Source organism: Pelomonas sp. SE-A7 (genome assembly GCF_030345705.1).
Classification (GTDB): Bacteria; Pseudomonadota; Gammaproteobacteria; order Burkholderiales; family Burkholderiaceae_C; genus JAUASW01.
The window spans coordinates 115,424-131,390 of sequence record NZ_JAUASW010000001.1; the positions used below are offsets into that span (position 1 = coordinate 115,424).

The 15,967-nt window shown below is 67.3% G+C and carries 20 protein-coding genes; 6 read left to right on the plus strand and 14 right to left on the minus strand.

Annotation, left to right across the window (positions count from 1 at the left end; translation table 11 throughout):
- Positions 1 to 7: 7 nt before the first annotated feature.
- The 7 genes from QT382_RS00470 to flgB are packed head-to-tail and all read right to left on the minus strand — an operon-like array spanning position 8 to position 5,186.
- Complete coding sequence (locus tag QT382_RS00470) at positions 8 to 685, minus strand: flagellar basal body L-ring protein FlgH (protein WP_289252087.1); 678 nt, start codon at positions 683 to 685, stop codon at positions 8 to 10.
- 15 nt (positions 686 to 700) lie between these two features.
- Entirely contained in the window at positions 701 to 1,483 is a 783-nt protein-coding gene (gene flgG, locus QT382_RS00475) for a flagellar basal-body rod protein FlgG (RefSeq protein WP_289252088.1), read from the minus strand.
- 9 nt (positions 1,484 to 1,492) lie between these two features.
- Positions 1,493 to 2,218 carry a flagellar basal-body rod protein FlgF gene (flgF, locus tag QT382_RS00480; protein WP_289252089.1) on the minus strand — a complete coding sequence of 242 codons (726 nt, stop codon included), beginning with the start codon at positions 2,216 to 2,218 and terminating at the stop codon, positions 1,493 to 1,495.
- A 23-nt stretch (positions 2,219 to 2,241) separates the two neighbouring features.
- The gene (gene flgE, locus QT382_RS00485; RefSeq protein ID WP_289252090.1) at positions 2,242 to 3,636 is read right to left on the minus strand and encodes a flagellar hook protein FlgE; all 1,395 of its coding nucleotides are present in this window, start codon (positions 3,634 to 3,636) and stop codon (positions 2,242 to 2,244) included.
- A gap of 53 nt (positions 3,637 to 3,689) precedes the next feature.
- Positions 3,690 to 4,331 (minus strand): flagellar hook assembly protein FlgD, encoded by a 642-nt coding sequence (locus QT382_RS00490; protein WP_289252091.1) that lies wholly within the window; start codon positions 4,329 to 4,331, stop codon positions 3,690 to 3,692.
- 14 nt (positions 4,332 to 4,345) lie between these two features.
- Entirely contained in the window at positions 4,346 to 4,756 is a 411-nt protein-coding gene (gene flgC / locus QT382_RS00495) for a flagellar basal body rod protein FlgC (RefSeq protein ID WP_289252092.1), read from the minus strand.
- 19 nt (positions 4,757 to 4,775) lie between these two features.
- A complete protein-coding gene (flgB, locus tag QT382_RS00500) occupies positions 4,776 to 5,186 on the minus strand; it encodes a flagellar basal body rod protein FlgB (RefSeq protein ID WP_289252093.1) in 411 nt (136 codons plus the stop codon).
- 140 nt (positions 5,187 to 5,326) lie between these two features.
- On the opposite strand from flgB, the gene flgA reads away from it, so the two are divergent.
- From flgA to QT382_RS00515, 3 genes are all read left to right on the plus strand, one after another.
- The gene (gene flgA / locus QT382_RS00505; RefSeq protein WP_289252094.1) at positions 5,327 to 6,043 is read left to right on the plus strand and encodes a flagellar basal body P-ring formation chaperone FlgA; all 717 of its coding nucleotides are present in this window, start codon (positions 5,327 to 5,329) and stop codon (positions 6,041 to 6,043) included.
- Positions 6,044 to 6,194: 151 nt separating this feature from the next.
- Complete coding sequence (gene flgM, locus QT382_RS00510) at positions 6,195 to 6,524, plus strand: flagellar biosynthesis anti-sigma factor FlgM (protein WP_289252095.1); 330 nt, start codon at positions 6,195 to 6,197, stop codon at positions 6,522 to 6,524.
- 22 nt (positions 6,525 to 6,546) lie between these two features.
- Positions 6,547 to 6,966 carry a hypothetical protein gene (locus QT382_RS00515; RefSeq protein WP_289252096.1) on the plus strand — a complete coding sequence of 140 codons (420 nt, stop codon included), beginning with the start codon at positions 6,547 to 6,549 and terminating at the stop codon, positions 6,964 to 6,966.
- A gap of 48 nt (positions 6,967 to 7,014) precedes the next feature.
- Here the strand turns inward: QT382_RS00515 and QT382_RS00520 are convergent, their stop codons facing one another.
- Genes QT382_RS00520 through kefF form a run of 3 tightly spaced genes read right to left on the minus strand, consistent with a single transcriptional unit; the run spans position 7,015 to position 9,917 of the window.
- Complete coding sequence (locus tag QT382_RS00520) at positions 7,015 to 7,446, minus strand: DUF1841 family protein (protein WP_289252097.1); 432 nt, start codon at positions 7,444 to 7,446, stop codon at positions 7,015 to 7,017.
- Between the two features lie 31 nt (positions 7,447 to 7,477).
- Positions 7,478 to 9,304 carry a glutathione-regulated potassium-efflux system protein KefC gene (kefC, locus tag QT382_RS00525; protein ID WP_289252098.1) on the minus strand — a complete coding sequence of 609 codons (1,827 nt, stop codon included), beginning with the start codon at positions 9,302 to 9,304 and terminating at the stop codon, positions 7,478 to 7,480.
- On the minus strand, positions 9,294 to 9,917 hold the full coding sequence (gene kefF / locus QT382_RS00530; RefSeq protein ID WP_289252099.1) for a glutathione-regulated potassium-efflux system oxidoreductase KefF: 624 nt from the start codon (positions 9,915 to 9,917) through the stop codon (positions 9,294 to 9,296). Before kefF ends, kefC begins: the two co-directional genes overlap by 11 nt.
- A gap of 84 nt (positions 9,918 to 10,001) precedes the next feature.
- Here kefF and QT382_RS00535 point away from each other — a divergent pair, with 84 nt between their 5' ends.
- The 3 genes from QT382_RS00535 to QT382_RS00545 are packed head-to-tail and all read left to right on the plus strand — an operon-like array spanning position 10,002 to position 11,853.
- Positions 10,002 to 10,628 (plus strand): ParA family protein, encoded by a 627-nt coding sequence (locus tag QT382_RS00535; RefSeq protein ID WP_289252100.1) that lies wholly within the window; start codon positions 10,002 to 10,004, stop codon positions 10,626 to 10,628.
- A 19-nt stretch (positions 10,629 to 10,647) separates the two neighbouring features.
- Positions 10,648 to 11,100, plus strand: coding sequence for a MaoC family dehydratase (locus QT382_RS00540; protein ID WP_289252101.1), 453 nt, complete (start codon positions 10,648 to 10,650; stop codon positions 11,098 to 11,100).
- A 39-nt stretch (positions 11,101 to 11,139) separates the two neighbouring features.
- Positions 11,140 to 11,853: a response regulator gene (locus QT382_RS00545; RefSeq protein ID WP_289252102.1), complete on the plus strand. Its 714-nt coding sequence runs from the start codon at positions 11,140 to 11,142 to the stop codon at positions 11,851 to 11,853.
- A 25-nt stretch (positions 11,854 to 11,878) separates the two neighbouring features.
- Here the strand turns inward: QT382_RS00545 and QT382_RS00550 are convergent, their stop codons facing one another.
- The 4 genes from QT382_RS00550 to QT382_RS00565 form a co-directional block, all read right to left on the minus strand.
- On the minus strand, positions 11,879 to 12,541 hold the full coding sequence (locus QT382_RS00550; RefSeq protein WP_289252103.1) for a 3-keto-disaccharide hydrolase: 663 nt from the start codon (positions 12,539 to 12,541) through the stop codon (positions 11,879 to 11,881).
- 11 nt (positions 12,542 to 12,552) lie between these two features.
- Positions 12,553 to 13,176 carry a gluconate 2-dehydrogenase subunit 3 family protein gene (locus tag QT382_RS00555; protein WP_289252104.1) on the minus strand — a complete coding sequence of 208 codons (624 nt, stop codon included), beginning with the start codon at positions 13,174 to 13,176 and terminating at the stop codon, positions 12,553 to 12,555.
- On the minus strand, positions 13,176 to 14,978 hold the full coding sequence (locus QT382_RS00560; protein WP_289252105.1) for a GMC family oxidoreductase: 1,803 nt from the start codon (positions 14,976 to 14,978) through the stop codon (positions 13,176 to 13,178). The genes QT382_RS00555 and QT382_RS00560 overlap by 1 nt, the downstream gene beginning before the upstream one ends.
- Before the next feature lie 110 nt (positions 14,979 to 15,088).
- The gene (locus QT382_RS00565; RefSeq protein WP_502929799.1) at positions 15,089 to 15,955 is read right to left on the minus strand and encodes a segregation and condensation protein A; all 867 of its coding nucleotides are present in this window, start codon (positions 15,953 to 15,955) and stop codon (positions 15,089 to 15,091) included.
- Positions 15,956 to 15,967: the final 12 nt, after the last annotated feature.

The window sequence follows — 15,967 nt, forward strand, 5'->3', positions numbered from 1 at the left end:
CCGAAACTTAAGTCGGCCAAAGATTCAAGAAGAACCTGGATAGCCAGCCTATTCCATGGGCGTCGGCGGTGGCGCCGCGGCCGCGCTGTTCGATGCGCACATTGGCGATCTGGGTCGAGGCGACCGAATTGCCCTGGCCTATGGCCCGCGGGTCGACCTGGCCGGAGAAGCGCAGCACGTCGACGTTGTGGTTGACGCCGATCTGCTTCTCGCCCTGGATCATCAGATGGCCGTTGGGCAGCACCGCCGTGACCACGGCCGTGATCGTGCCGCTGAACTCGTTGTTGTTCTGGTTGGCGCCCTTGCCGGTGGACTTGTTCGACGAGGTGGCGCCGGCCGAGGCGCGGCCGAAGGAATTGGACGAGATGCCGGGCAGGGCGGTGACGCCGGCCGACAGCGCGCCGTCCTTGGCCAGCTCGCTGGTCGAGCTCTGGCTGGCCGAGACCTTTTCGGTGATCTGGATGGTGACGGTATCTCCGACCAGGCGGGCGCGGTGGTCCTCGAACAGCGGCCGGTAGCTGCTGGCCTGATAGATCGAGCCGTTGGAGGGGCCGGTGTTGGCGGCCGCAGGCATCATCACCACGGGCTGGTTCTGCATTTCCACATGCGGCTGCGGATAGAGCGCGCCGCAACCGGACAGCAGCCAGGAGGCGGCGGCGAGAAGACCAAGGCGGAAGAACTTCATGAGCGCCACTCCTGCTCAGATCTGGGCGAGCTTCTGCAGCATCTGGTCCGAGGTCTGCACGGCCTTGGAATTCAGCTCGTAGGCGCGCTGGGTCTGGATCATCGAGACCAGTTCCTCGACCACGTTGACGTTGGAGGTTTCGACGAAACCCTGCTGCAGCGAGCCTATGCCGTTGGCATTGGGTGAGCCGGCATTGGGCGTGCCCGACGAAGCGGTCTCGGCGAACAGGTTCTGGCCCTTGGGCTCCAGGCCGGCCGGATTGATGAAGGTGGCCAGCTGGAGCTGTCCCACGGTCTGCGGGGTCGCCTGGCCGGGCACGGTGATGCTGACGGTGCCGTCCTGGCCCACCGTCACGCTCAGGGCATTGGCCGGGATGGTGATGCCGGGCAGCACGGTGTTGCCATTGCTGGTGACCATCTGACCGTTGGCGTCGAGCTGGAAGGCGCCGTCGCGGGTGTAGGCCGTCGTCCCATCGGGCATCTGGATCTGGAAGAAACCGCTGCCCTTGATCGCCAGGTCCAGGTTGTTGCTGGTCTGCTGGAGATTGCCCTGGCTGAAGATGCGCGAGGTGGCGACCGGGCGCACGCCCAGGCCGACCTGCAGGCCGGTGGGCAGCTGGGTCTGCTCGGTGCTGTTGGCGCCGCTCTGGCGCAGGTTCTGATAGATCAGGTCCTCGAACACCGCATGCGAACGCTTGAAGCCGTTGGTGGCCACGTTGGCAAGGTTGTGCGAGATCGTGTCCAGCTGGGTCTGCTGGGCTTCCATGCCGGTCTTGGCAATCCAGAGTGAGCGGATCATGGCTATTCCTTAGGACGTGCCGAGCAGCTTGGCGGACTGCTGGCCCTGGGTCTGGGCAATCTGCAGCAGCTTCATCTGCTGCTCGAACTGGCGCGAGGCCGCGATCATGGCGACCATGGTCTCGACCGGGCTGACGTTGGAACCTTCAAGGGCGCCGTCCTGCAGCCGTGCCGTGGCATCGGCCGGCAGGTCGCCATCGCCGGCGCGGAACAGGCCGTCGGTGCCGCGGGTCAGCGGCGCCTCGGGCGTCACCAGCTTGAGCTTGGCGATATTGGTCGGCCGGCCTGTCGGCCCCTTGGCGCTGATGGTGCCGTCACTTCCTATGGTCAGCTCGCTGTCGGGCGGCACCTGGATGGGGCCGCCGTCGCCCATCACCTGCAGGCCGTTGCGCTGCACCAGCAGGCCCTCGGCGTTGACGTCCAGCGCACCTGCGCGGGTGTAGGCCTCGGTGCCGTCCAGGGCCTGCACGGCCAGCCAGGCATTGCCCTTCATGGCCACGTCGAGGTTGCGGCCGGTCGGCGTGATGGCGCCGGCGTCGCTGCTGTAGCCTATCGTCGTCTCGAGCGCATAGGCGCGCGTGCTGGCGCCGTCGCCGCGCACCGGCACGGCGCGGAAGGCCGCCAGCTCGGCGCGGAAACCGTTGGTCGAGACATTGGCCAGGTTGTTGGCCAGCACGTCCTGGCGCTGCATCGAGGCCTTGGCCCCGGCCATCGACAGGTAGATCATGCGGTCCATGACGTGCTCCTAGAGGCTCAGGGTCAGCGCAGGTTCACCAGCGTCTGCAGCACCGAGTCCAGCGTCTTGATGGACTGGGCATTGGCCTGGTAGACGCGCTGCGCCGTGACCATGTTGACCAGCTCGGCGGTCAGATCGATGTTGGACTCTTCCAGCGCGCCGGGCTGAAGCACGCCGAGGTTGCCGTCGCCGGGCACGCCGACCACCGGTTCGCCCGAGGTGTTGGTGCGAGCCCAGACGTTGCCGCCCTGCGGCGCCAGGCCCTGGTTGTTGCGGAACGAGGCCAGCTCGACCTGGCCGGCCGGCTTGGATTCACCATTCGAATAGCGGGCAGTCACGATGCCGTTCTTCTCGACCACGATGCCGGTCAGCTGGCCCGGTGCATAGCCGTTCTGCGTCAGGTCGGTGACGCCGAAGCTGGCACCGCTCTCGGTCGCGCCGGTGATGTCGAACTCGATGCCGAGCAGATTGGGGTCGGGGTTCAGCGGATCGTCGTAGGGAATGGGCAGCGTCGAGGCACCGGAGGCATTGGTGCCGGCGGGCAGGCGCAGGTCCAGCTTGATGCCGGGGCCGGGAACGACAGGCGAGCCGCCGGTGGCCGCGAACTTGAGCTGGGTGTAGGGCGTGGTCGGATTGCCGTTGGCGTCCAGGACGATGGCCGCGCCGGCCGAGTCGAGTTCGACCGGCTTGCCGTTGGCCGTGATGTAGAGGTTCCAGACGTCGTAGCCGGTGCCCGCTTCCGGGTTGTTGGCCTTCTGGAAGTACATGGTCACCGCCACCGGCTGGCCCTTGGCGTCGTAGGCCGTCATCGAGGTGGCGTTGTTGTAGGTGCTCGGGTCGTTGAGCGTGATGCCCAGGGCGTCGACCTTGGAGTTGGGGTCGGTCGGATCCGACAGCGTGTACGGTGCCGTCGCGGCGGCCCGCGAGTCGAGGTTGAACTCCATGTCCACCCGGGTGGTCGACTTGGGTTCGATGCCCTTGGTCGGCAGGCTCAGCGGCTGTGCCAGGCCGGGCTGGATCTTGCCGTTGGAGTCGGCCGGATAGCCCAGCAGCCTCAGGCTGCCGTTGTTGACGATGTTGCCTTCGCGGTCCACCTTGAACTGGCCGTTACGGCTGTAGACCACCGGGTTCTTGCCGTCGCTGAGCTGGAAGAAGCCACCGCCGTTGATGGCCAGGTCCATCGAGCTTTCGGTGATGGTGATGTTGCCCTGGGTGAACTGCTGGGCCACCGCCGCCAACTGGGTGCCGATACCGATGCTGCTGGCGCTGCCGCCACTCAGCGAGGCGGCATACAGGTCGGCGAATTCGACCCGCGAGGACTTGGCGCCGAAGGTGTTGGCATTGGCGATGTTGTTGCCGATGACCTCGAGGTTCTTGCTCGAGGCGTTCAGACCGGAGAGACCTTGCTGGAAGCCCATGATGCGAGTCCTTGCTGTAAGAGAGGGTGGTCGTGGACGATGTTGGCGGCGGCCTAGTCGATCGTCACGATCTTGCTGTAGTCGATGGTGCCGAGCGTGCTCAGCTGCAGCAGGGCCTTGGAGCCGCTGATGTTGATGGCCTCGACCTTGTCTTGCGAATAGGTGGTGCTGGTCACTGCCGCCGTGCCGCTGGTGGCGGTGATGCGGTAGTTCAGGCTGGCGTTGCCGCCGGCCTTGCTCATCGGCCAGCTGAACTCCTGCATGCCCTTGCTCTGGGCGCCCAGCTCCACCGTGTCGATGACGGAGCCGGCCGGGCTCAGCACTTCCAGCTTGACGCGGTCCGCGGCGCCATCGAGCTGGTAGACGCCGGTGGCCGTGTCGGTGCCAAACTTGAGCCGGTTGCCTTCAATCGTGACGTCGCGGCCGATCAGCGAGGCACTCTGCAGCGCCTGGGTCTGGGCCATCTGGGACGACAGGGCCTTGAGGCTGGTGTCCAGCGTGCTGATGCCGCTGACCGTCTGGATCTGCGCCATCTGGGTCGTGACCTGGGCGTTGTCCATGGGGTTCATCGGATCCTGGTTCTGCATCTGGGCGACCAGCAGCTTCAGGAAGCGGTCCTGCGTGTCCTGCGCATTCTTGGTCGCGGTCGTGGTGCTGCCCGAACCGGTGGTGTTGACGACGGAACCGACGTCCATGCTTGACTCCTCGCTCAGCCCTGGCCGAGCTGCAAGGTCTTGAGCAGCAGGCTCTTGGCCGTGCTCATGACTTCGATGTTGTTCTGGTAGGAACGTGAGGCCGAGATCATGTTGACCATCTCCTCGACCGTGTTCACGTTGCTGTAGGTGACATAGCCGTCGGCGTCCGCCTGCGGATGCTTGGGATCGTGGACGCGCCGGCCTGGCGTCTGGTCTTCGCTGATGTTGGCAACCTTGACGCCCGCGGCACCGGGGTCGTTGTTGATCAGCAGGGTCTGGAACACCGTCTGGCGGGCCTTGTAGGCCTGGCCGTCGGGGCCGGCCACGGTGTCGGCATTGGCCAGGTTGCTGGCCACGGTGTTCAGCCGCTGGCTCTGCGCGCTGACTGCGCTGCCGGAGACGTTGAAGATCTGGAACATCGACATGGCCGGGTCCTCCTGCTACTTAAGCCGCGTTGTGCGACTTCATCGCATCCAGCGCGGTACGCACGCTGCTGTTGATGAAGCGCAGCGTGGCCTCGTACTTGACCGAGTTGTCGGCGAAGCTGGCCCGCTCGCGGTCCATGTCCACCGTGTTGCTGTCCAGATTGGTCTGAGCCGGCAGCGAATACTGGCGCTGCAGCTCGTGACGGGCGCTGAACAGCGGCTGGAACGGGGTGCTGGTCGAACCGCCGGTCGTGTTCGTCTGCTGGGCGGCCGTGGCTTCGCGCAGCGCGCGGGCGAAATCGAAGTCCCGGGCCTGGTAGCCCGGCGTGTCGGCATTGGCGATGTTGCTCGCCAGCAGGCGCTGGCGCTCGGACCGCAGCACCAGGGCTTCGGTCTGGAAGTTCAGCGTGTCGGTCAGGCGGTTCAACATGGCGGGGACCCGGGGCGCGCCACTTCGGCGCATGGACAGGATTGTGTTGGGGGGCTTGCAAAACTTGAGTCCGAAAAGAACGTGGATTGCTGCGCATTTCGGCGCCCTGGGCGCTTCGGCCGGGCTCCAGAATCCTGGCCATGGTCAATACCGCCGCAGTCCGTCCTCGCTGCGCCGCGCTGCTGCTGGCAGCGGTGGCGGGCGGCTCGCTTGCCGAGCCCGCAGGGCTGGATCCGGCGGTGCTCGCGCGCGTGCAGCAGCTCGCGCTGACCGCGGCCCGCGCGGCGGCCCCGGCCCAGGCCCGGGTCGAGGTGCAGCTGGGCCAGCTCGATCCGCGCCTCAGGTTGGCGCCCTGCGAGCAGGTCGAACCCTATATGCCGGCCGGGCTCTCCGCCTGGGGGCGCAGCCGCATAGGCCTGCGCTGCCTGAAGGGCGCCACGCGCTGGAACGTCAGCCTGCCCATGCAGGTCCAGGTGATCGCCAAGGTGCTGGTGGCCAGCTCGCCGCTGCCGGCCGGCACCGTGATCGCTCAAGATCAGCTGCAACTGGCCGATACCGACATCGCAGCCCAGTCGGGCACGGTCTACACCGAGGCCGGGCAACTGCTGGGCCGCACGCTGGCAAAGCCTCTGGCGGCCGGCGAGGCGCCCCGAAGCATTCACCTGAAGGCCCGCCAGTGGTTCGCAGCTGGCGAGCACGTACTGGTGGTGGCGCAGGGCGCGGGCTATGCAGTCAGCAGCGAAGGCCAGGCCTTGCAGGCCGGGCTGGAAGGCCAAGAGGTGAGGGTGCGCTTCGAAAACGGGCGCATCGTCACAGGCCGGCCGGTCGCCGAACGCCGGGTGGAAGTGCTGCTATGAACCGAAAACGCTGCCCAAATGGGCCGGCGAGCGGAATCCTGCCGTTTTCCCGCCCCAGTTCTGCAGAATCCCCTCAAGTCCTCGCCGCTAAAGTCGATAGAGCGGTGAACGGACGTGCTCGTGCAGCAGCCCGAGCCCCCTGGAGATGACCATGAAGATCACCAACAACCCCGACAACAAGCTGGCCTCGACGCCCCAGACTGGTGCGGACAAGGCTGCCTCGACCGAGGCTCGCCCGGGGTCGGCCAAAGTCGAAGGGGGGCGCAGGCTCCCGGAAGCGAGCGCCAAGGTGGAACTCTCCAGCACCGCCTCCACGCTGGCCGCCAGCGAAGCCGACGACGGCAGCTTCGACGCTGCCAAGGTCCAGCGCATCTCGCAGGCCATCGCCGAAGGCAAGTTCACCATCAATGCCGAGGCCATCGCTGACAAGCTGATCGCCAATGCGCAGGAACTGGTCGGCCGCTCGCGCACCTCGCACTGAACACAGCACGGATCCACCCATGATGGACAAGGCCTCCGCCCTGCCTGAACGCCTGGCTCTGCCAGCCGGCCTGCTGGCCGCGCCCGAGCTGGAGCAGCCGCTGGTCGACGTCGAAAGCTGCCTGAACGCATTGGGCGAAGCCCTGCTGCGCCGCGACAGCAACGAGATCGAGCAGCAGGCCAGCCGTCTGCAGCAGGTGCTGCAGCAGGCCATAGTCAGCTTTGCCGAAGCTGCCAAGGCCGGCAGCGTGCCACCCGCGCTGCGCCACCGACTGGTCGCTGCCGGCGGCCGTGTGGCCGCCCAGCGCGAATCGCTGGCCCGGGCCACCGCGGCCCTGGACCGCGCCATGGATGTCCTGATGCCGCCCGAGGCCGGCGGCGGCCTGTATGGAGCCAGCGGCCGCACCGAGCGCCGCAGCTACGGCGGCTCCTTCCAGGCCTGAACGGCCTCGCCAATCAAGAAAGCCACCCGAGGGGTGGCTTTCGATTTTCTAGGAGGTCGCTTTTCGGCGCACGCAATCCAGGTACTGGTGGCCGTCCGGCGGCATGCCGCTGCGCTGCGAGGCCCAGATCATCTCGCCCAGGCAGTCCATGGCTGCATGCTGGGCCTCGTGCAGCGAGTTGCGGCGGGCCGCCAGCAGCTCGACCGCCTGGCGGATGCCGGTAGGCTGGTCTATCGACACCTGCTCGGTGATGGTCAGATGCATGGACAGGTGCAGGAAGGGATTGGTCTTGCCTTCCTCCACCGTGTAGACCTCGGCCAGCGCCCGCTCCTCGTCGCCCAGCAGCTCGTGGTATTCGGGATGCTCATCGATCCAGCCGGCGGCCAGGGCTTCCATGGGAATCAGGGGCTGCTTGTCGCGCAGCTTGCGGTAGGTGGCGCAGAAGAACTTGCGCACCTCGATCTGGGAGGGGGCGAACATGGCCGGATTGTCGCAGCCCTGGGTCCTGGCCTCAGTCGCCCTGTCCCCAGCCGGCCGGCTTCCTGCGCTGCTGCTGGCGCTGCTCGCGCTCCTGGGCGAACAGCTCTTCCAGCTGTTGGCGACCCTGCTTGGCGGCGGCGATCAGGGCGGCTTCGTCCTTGTGCAGCGGCCAGGTCTCTTCCAGCTGGGCCAGGTTGCGCTGGCGGAAGCGCCAGGCCTGGCGGCGTGCCGCATGGGGCTCCTCGCCCAGCAGCTCCAGGACCGAGCGGCCGCTCATCAGGGCCGAGTCGAAGGTCTCGCGTTCGATCAGGGTGACGCCCATGGCCCGCAGCTTGTAGTAGTGGCGGACATTGCGGGCCCGCGCGGCGATCTGAAGATGCGGGAAATGCTCGCGGGCCAGGGCGGCGATGGCCAGGCTCTGCTCCACGTCGTCGACCGCCAGCACCAGCACCCGGGCGGTGTCGGCCCCGGCGGTGCGCAGCAGGTCCAGCCGGCTGGCGTCGCCGAAATAGACCCGCCAGCCGAAGCGCCGCAGGCTCTCGACCGCCTCCGCATCGTGGTCCAGAACGGTGGCTTCGTAGCCATTGGCAAACAGCAGGCGGCCGATGATCTGGCCCCAGCGGCCGAAGCCGGCAATGATGATGGGCGCCTGCTGCTGGGCATCCATCGCGGCGCCCTGCGGCACATGGCGGCGGGCCAGGCGCGGCGTCAACAGGCGCTCGGCGCCCTGCAGCAGGGCCGGCGTGCAGGCCAGCGAAAGCGCCACGGCGGCGATCAGGGCCGAGGCCTGGGTGCTGTTCAAGAGGCCGGTCTGCTGGCCGAGCTGGAACACCACGAAGCCGAACTCGCCGCCCTGGGCCAGCAGCAGTACGAACAAGGGCCGCTCCAGCACCGGGATTTGCATGGCCTTGGCCATCAGCGTCAGCACCGTGCCCTTGGCCAGCAGCAGGATCAGGAGAAGGCCCAGCACTTCCAGCGGCTTGTCGCGCAGCACCTGCAGGTCCAGCCCCATGCCCACGGCCATGAAGAACAAGCCCAGGAGTAGGCCCTTGAACGGCTCCAGGTCGGTTTCCAGCTCGCGCCGGTAGGCGCTCTCCGCCAGCAGCACGCCGGCCAGGAAGGCGCCCAGAGCCATCGACAGACCCACGGTCTGCATCAGCGCGGCCGTGCCCAGCACCAGCAGCAAGGCGGCGGCGGTGAAGATCTCGGGGATGTCGCTGCGGGCGATCCAGCGCAGCGCCGGGCGCAGGGCAAGGCGGCCGCCGAGCACGATGGTCAGCACCGCGGCCAGGGCCTTGAGCGCCTGCCAGGAGCCTTCCTCCTCGGCGTTGGCGCCGCTCAGGGCCAGGATGGGGATCAGGGCCAGCACCGGGATGGCGGCGATGTCCTGGAGGAGGGCGACGCTGAGAACGCTCTGGCCGGCCGTGGTCTTGCCCACGTTGCGTTCGGCCAGCACGGCCAGGGCCACGGCCGTGGACGACATGGCCAGGCCGAGGCTGGCACCCAGCGCCAATCGCCAGGGCGCACCGAGCATCAGGCCGATGAGCATCAGCGCTGCGGTGCAGCCCAGCAGCTGCAGCGTGCCCCAGCCGAAGATGGGCCGGCGCATCGCCCACAGCCGCTTGGGCTCCAGCTCCAGGCCGACCAGGAACATCATCAGCACCACGCCGAATTCGGCGAACTCCAGCACAGTGGCCGGCTTGCTGACCAGGCCCAGCGCCGCCGGCCCCAACAGCACGCCGGCGATCAGGTAGCCGAGGATGGACCCCAGGCGCAGCCAGCGTGCCAGCGGCACGATGAGCACGGCCGCCGCCAGGAAGACCAGCGGCAGGCGCAGCCACTGGGCGTCATGCTCCATCGCCCGTTCCTTCCATTTCTCCCGGCAGGCTCCAGCAGCTCAGCACCTCGTCCACCTCCGGCGCCTCGCAGCCGTCCGGATAGTCCAGCAGCCGCTGCACGAAGGACAGGGCCTGCTGGTGCAGCTCCTCGTCGTTGATCTCATGGGCCCCATAGACCACCTGCGGCTTGAGGATCTGCATGCCGCAGAGCCGGGCGATCTGGGCCTGGGGCAGCAGGAATTCCTGCAGCGCATGGCCGTTGTAGCCGCGCGGCGCATAGGAGGCCTCGCTGCCGCCAGTCGAAGTCACCAGCCAGATCCGCTTGCCGCGCAAGGCCCGCTGGCCTTCGCCATAGGCCCAGCCATGGGCCAGTACCTCGTCGACCCACAGCTTCATCAAGGCCGGCATGCCGTACCAGTGCAGCGGATGCAGCCAGACGATCAGCGAGGCCTGGCTCAGCGCCTGCTGTTCGGCCACGAGGTCAATCGCGTAGTCGGGGTAGAGGCGGTAAAGGTCGCGCAGCTCGAGCCGCTGTGGCGGGAAGCCGGCCTTGTCTATGGCCTGGCGCAGCGCGTGGCTGACGCGCGAGGCCTGCAGGTCGGGGTGGGCGGCGATGACTAGGATTTCGGCCATGGGGCCTGCGAGTATCCCCGCAACGGCGGCCGGCCAGCCTCGGGCTAACATGGCCCCGGCTTTGTCGTCCTGCAAGGAGCAAGCATGCCCGTGATCCTGATCGCCAACCCCAAGGGAGGCGTTGGCAAGAGCACCCTGGCCAGCAACATCGCCGGCTACCTGGCCCGCCAGGGCAAGGCCGTGATGCTGGGGGATGTGGACCGGCAACAGAGCAGCCGCCGCTGGCTGTCGGTGCGGCCGCCGCAGCTGCCGCCCATCCAGGGCTGGGGCATGATCGACGAGCACCTGGTCAAGCCGCCCAAGGGCGTCAGTCACGTGGTGCTGGACACGCCGGCGGGCCTGCACGGCAAGCCGCTGGAAGACCTGGTCCGCATCGCCGACAAGCTCTTGATCCCCTTGCAGCCCAGCCTGTTTGACATCCAGGCGACATACGACTTCATCACCGAGCTGCATGATCTGCGCAAGAAGCGCCACGGCGCCGGTCCGCAGGTCGCCGTGGTCGGCATGCGGGCCAAGGAGGGCACGCTGTCGGTCGAGCAGTTGCACCAGTTCCTGCACACGCTGGAGGTCCCGGTCCTGGGCCTCTTGCGCGACACGCAGAACTACGTGCAGTTGGCGGCCCGCGGCGCCAGCCTCTGGGACGTGGCGCCGGGCCGGGTCGAGCGCGACCTGGCGCAGTGGCAGCCGCTGTGTGCCTGGCTGGATTCCTAGCGATTCGTCGCTTTTCTAGATGCAGAGATTCGAGACGCTGGCCGAACTGGCCGGCCGCGTGGGGCAGGAGATCGGCCTGAGCCCCTGGGTCGAGATCGACCAGGGGCGCATCCAGCGCTTTGCGGATGCCACCGACGACCAGCAATGGATTCACACGGATGCCGAGCGGGCGGCGCAGGGCCCTTTCGGCTCGACCATCGCCCATGGCTTCCTGACGCTGTCCATGCTCTCGTATTTCTTCGATGCCGGCTTCGCCATTGCCGATAGCGGCATGGGCCTGAACTACGGGCTCAACCGCGTGCGCTTTCCGGCGCCGGTGCCGGTAGGCAGCCGGCTGCGGGCACGCTTCAAGCTGCTGAACTACGAGGCCATTGCCGGCGGCGCACAGCTGACGGTCGAGGTGACGGTCGAGCGCGAGGGCAGTGACAAACCGGTTTGTGTCGCGGAGTCGCTGACAAGGCGTTACAGCTGAGTATGATCCCGGTCTCACAACAAGAACTGGGACCCGAGCATGCGAGTGCTGCTGATCGACGACCATCCGCTGATCCTGTCGGCGCTGCAGCTCGTGATCGAGGGTCTGAGCGACAACGTCAGCGTGGTAGGCCTGGACAACGCCTCCGCCGCCCGCGAGACCCTGCGTGCCGACAACGCTTTCGACCTGGTGATGCTGGACCTTCAGCTGGGCGATGCCGACGGCTTCGACGTGCTGGAGGAGTTCCGCGCCAGCTACCCCGCGCTGCCGGTGGTGGTGATCTCGGCCTCGGACCGCGCCAGCGACGTGATCCGCGCCATCGACCTGGGTGCCATGGGCTTCGTGCCCAAGCGCATCAGCACCGACATGCTGTCCAGCGCGCTCAAGCTGGTGATGTCGGGCGGCATCTATGTGCCGCCGATGGCGATTGGCACGAACGAGTCGCTGCCTGCCAAGCCCGAGGCGCAGCCGGTTCGCCAGGACGTGCAGGCCTTCCAGCCGCCGGCCAGCCTTGACGGCCTGGGCCTGACGCCGCGCCAGACCGATGTGCTGGCCCTGCTTCTGCAAGGCCTGCCCAACAAGCTGATTGCGCGGGAACTGGGGGTTTCGGTGGACACGGTCAAGGACCATGTGGCTGCCGTGCTCAAGGCCCTGGGCGTCAATTCGCGCACCCAGGCCGTGCTGGCGGTCAGCCAGATGGCCCAGCGCCAGCCCGCCAACAGCTTTTCGGCCTGGCGGCACAGCGAGGCCTGAAGAAGCCGGCCTCGCCGGCTCATCATCAATCCAGCAGCTTCACCTTGATGCTGCGGAAGTGGACTTCGCTCTCCGGGTCATGGCCCTGCAGCGCGAAGGTGCCGCTCCTGATCAGACGCTCTTCCAGCCCCTTCTTGCGCGGCGGATTGGCTTCCTGCGTGTAGTCCACGATCAGCTTGCCGTCGATGCGGGTGACGACGCGCAGGCCCTCGACGCGGATGCTCAAGGTCTGCCACTGGCCATCCGGCGCGGTGACCTGCGGATAGTCCGCCACGCCCCAGAGCCCACCGGTGCGGCTGGGGTCGCTGTGCGAGTTGTTGACCTGCACCTCGTAGCCCTTGCTGGGCCAGCCCACCTCTTGCCACAGGGTGTGGAAGTAGACGCCGGAGTTGGCCTTGGGAAAGGTCTTCAGGTCGATCTTCAGCTCGAAGTTCTTGAAGTCGTGCTTGCCCACCGGGCCCAGATAGAACAAGTGCGAGCGCGGGCCCTTGACGACGATGGCGCCGTCCTTGAGGCTGAAGCTGCCGGGCTGGTCGCTGGCCTTCCAGTGCTCGAGCGACTGGCCGTCGAACAGCAGCTGCCAGCCCTCGGCCTTTTCCGCAGTGCTGAGGGTGTTGGGTGTGTCTGCAGCCATTGCGACGGAGGAAGAGGCGAAGGTGAGTGCAGCCAGCAGGGAGCGGCGGTTCATTTTCATCATGGTCAAGAGACTCCCACCAGTTTGAGCACGGCCACCGGCGGGCCGTCGAAAGTTGCAGACGGCGTGTTGCCCACGAAGCCGACATCCTTCATGCCTTCGGGCGTCGTGTAGAAGCCACCGGCCGTGAGGTCGCGGAAGCGGGCGAAGAAGCGTGCGGCTTCGGCGAGTGGTGCATCCGCTGCTAAGGGCTTGCAGAGGGCATCGGCGATCTGCGATTGCTGCGCCACGCTCGCGGCGGCAAACACACTGCCGAAGCGCTTCTCGCTCTCTGCATCCAGCCAGGCCAGGCCCTTGAGGATCATGGCGCGGTCGCGCTGCTGATCGGGGTAGGGCGCGCTGACCCATTCGTCGATGAAGACATGGACCTGCAGGTCGGCGGCACTGGGCGAGCCCTCGTCGGCCGGAATGATCAGCGCACAAAGAGCACTAGCGCAGCGGCGCTCCCGCTCGGTGAAGGACAGCGGCCACAGCTCACCACTCTTGTAGCGGCGGGCCAGGTCGGGGTCGGTGCCGATGCCGCTGTTGCCGGTCATCGGCGGCTTGCGTTCGATCTTGGTGCCGGCGGCAAGGGCAGGGCCACTGGCCGAGGCGGCCAGCATCCATTGGAGGGAGGTTCTGCGGTCCATCAGAGTTCCTTTCGGCGCAGGCGTTCGACGATGTGGTCGGCCGTGCGCCAGGCCAGCGCCATGATCGTCAGCGTCGGATTCTTGTCGGCATTCGAGGCGAAGGGCGCGCCGTCGGTGATGAAGAGGTTGTTTACATCCCAGGTCTGGCACCAGCGGTTGGTGACCGACTTGTTGGCCTCCGCGCCCATGATGGCGCCGCCCACCTCGTGGATGATGGAACCGCCACTGGCGATGGCCTTCACGCCATCGAGCTGCGGGCCGCTGCGCACCTTGCCGCCCATGGCCTCGATGATCTGGGCGAAGGTCTTCTGCATGTGTGCGGCCTGGCGGGTCTCGTGCTCGCTCCACTGCCAGTGGAAGCGCAGCACGGGAATGCCGTAGCGGTCCTTCACCGCCGGGTCGATCTCGCAGAAGGACTTCTCGTTGGGGATCATCTCGCCTCGGCCCGAGAAGTAGACGTAGGAGCCGTAGTAGCGCCGCACGTCCTGCTTGAAGGCCTTGCCGTAGTTGCCGCCGTTGAGCCATTGCAGGCCCGCGCCCGTGCCCAGGCCCGGCATGCGCTTGCCGGTGGAAATCTCGATGTGATAACCGCGTGCAAAGCCCAGCTCGCCCTTGAGCTGCTCCTTGTAGAGCCACCAGGGCGAATACACATGGCCGCCGCCGGCACCGTCTTCGTTGTGGGCCGGCAGGCTTTCCAGCGCCGGCACATGGCCCCAGAGGTCGCTGCCCACGGTGTCCATCAAGTACTTGCCGACGAGGCCGCTGCTGTTGGCGAGGCCGTTCGGGAAGGCCGTGGACTTGGAGTTCAAGAGGATGCGCGCCGACTCGGCCGCGCTGGCGGCCAGCACCACCACGCGGCCCAGCGCCTCTTCGTGCTTGCCGGTGCTCTTGTCGATGAAGCGCACGCCACGGGCCTTGCCGTTCTTTCCGAGCACGACCTCGTAGGCCATCGCGTCGCACAGGATGTCGAGATTGCCGGTGTCCAGGGCCGGCGGCAGGTGCACGGCCGGCGATTGGTAGGTGGCGCGTATCGAGCAGCCGCGGCCGCAGGGCGTGGCCCAGAAGCAGGCGGCGCGGCGTTGCATGTCCTTGGTGAGGATGGCTTGCGCGCGCTTGTTGCCGGGATGCAGCTTGGCGGGCAGTGTCGTGTGGTCCAGCGCCTTGGTGAGCACGGCGCGATGGATCGATACGACGGGCACACCCAGCGGCGCTGCATGCTTCTTGATCAGGCGCTCACCCACGCGCGCGGCCGGCGGTGGGAGGAGTACGCCCTCGGGTGAGTCGGGCGTGTTCTCCATGCCCTCGTTGCTGCCGTAGACGCCGATCAGCATCTCGACCTTGTCGTAATAGGGCGCGATCTCGTCGTAGGTCACCGGCCAGTCGAAGCCCAGGCCATCGCGGCTCTTGGGCTTGAAGTCGTAGGGCCCGTTGCGCAGCGAGATGCGGCCCCAGTGGTTGGTGCGGCCGCCCAGCATGCGCGCGCGCCACCAGTCGAAGCGTTGGGTCGGATCGTCGGAGGCCTGGGTGTAGGGCTCGCCGGGCACCTGCCAGCCGCCGTCTATGGTGGCGTCATGGAAGCCGAAGGGCTTGTCCGGCGTGCTGGCGCCGCGCAGGGGTGCGTCGGCGTTGGTCTGGAACATCGGTGTTTCTTTGACGATGTCGTAGTTGCGGCCGGCTTCCAGCATCAGCACCTTCACGCCGTCCATGGCGAGGGTGTAGGCCGTCTGCCCGCCCGCGGCGCCGGAGCCGACGACGATGACGTCGTACTCGCGCTGCTTGGTCTTGATGCTGACGTAAGGCACGGTGCTCTCCTGGCGGAACGAATCCAGCGGCGGAGTATGCCGGTGAGCGGAGAGGCCGGCTCGCGGCGCGGCGGAGCGAGGGGCGCCGCGCGCACAGCGGCGGGGCCTGCCTAGGCCGGCGTGTAGGCCAGGCGCACGTAGATGGGAGCGAAGGCCTCGGCCTGCGTCACTTCGAGCAGGCGCTCGCGCGACAGCTCCAGCATGGCGATGAAGGTCACCACCAGCACCTGGGGGCCGCGGCTCGGGTCGAACAGGTGTTCGAACTCGACGAAGCGCTGGCCCTGCAGCTTGCGCAGCACGATGCTCATGTGCTCACGCACCGACAGCTCCTCGCGGCTGATCTTGTGGTGCTGGTTCAGCTTGGCGCGCTTGAGCAGCTCGGCCCAGGCCTGGCGCAGGTCCACCACATCCACATCCGGGAAGCGCGGCTGCAGCGACTGCTCGATATGGACCTGGGCCCGCAGGAAGTCGCGACCCAGCACGGGCAGGGCATCCAGGCGCGCCGCGGCCAGCTTGATGCGCTCGTACTCCAGCAGCCGGCGCACCAGCTCGGCCCGCGGATCCTCGGGCTCGGCGCCGTCGTCCGTCTTCTTGGGCGGCAGCAGCATGCGCGACTTGATCTCGATCAGCATGGCCGCCATCAGCAGGTACTCGCTGGCCAGCTCGAGATTGGTCTTGCGCAGCTGGTCGACGTAGCTGAGGTACTGGCGCGTGACGTCGGCCAGCGGGATGTCGAGGATGTTGAAGTTCTGCCGGCGTATCAGGTAGAGCAGCAGGTCCAGCGGGCCTTCGAAGGCCTCGAGGAAGACCTCCAGCGCATCCGGCGGGATGTAGAGGTCCTGGGGCAGCGAGAACAGCGGCTCGCCATAAAGCCGGGCGACGGCCACATGGTCGACCACCTCGGGCACGCTGCCTTCGGTGGACGGCGCCCCGCTCAGGGCTGCCGTGATCTCGGCCTCGGCCGATTCGCTGCTCACGGGAAGTCCGGA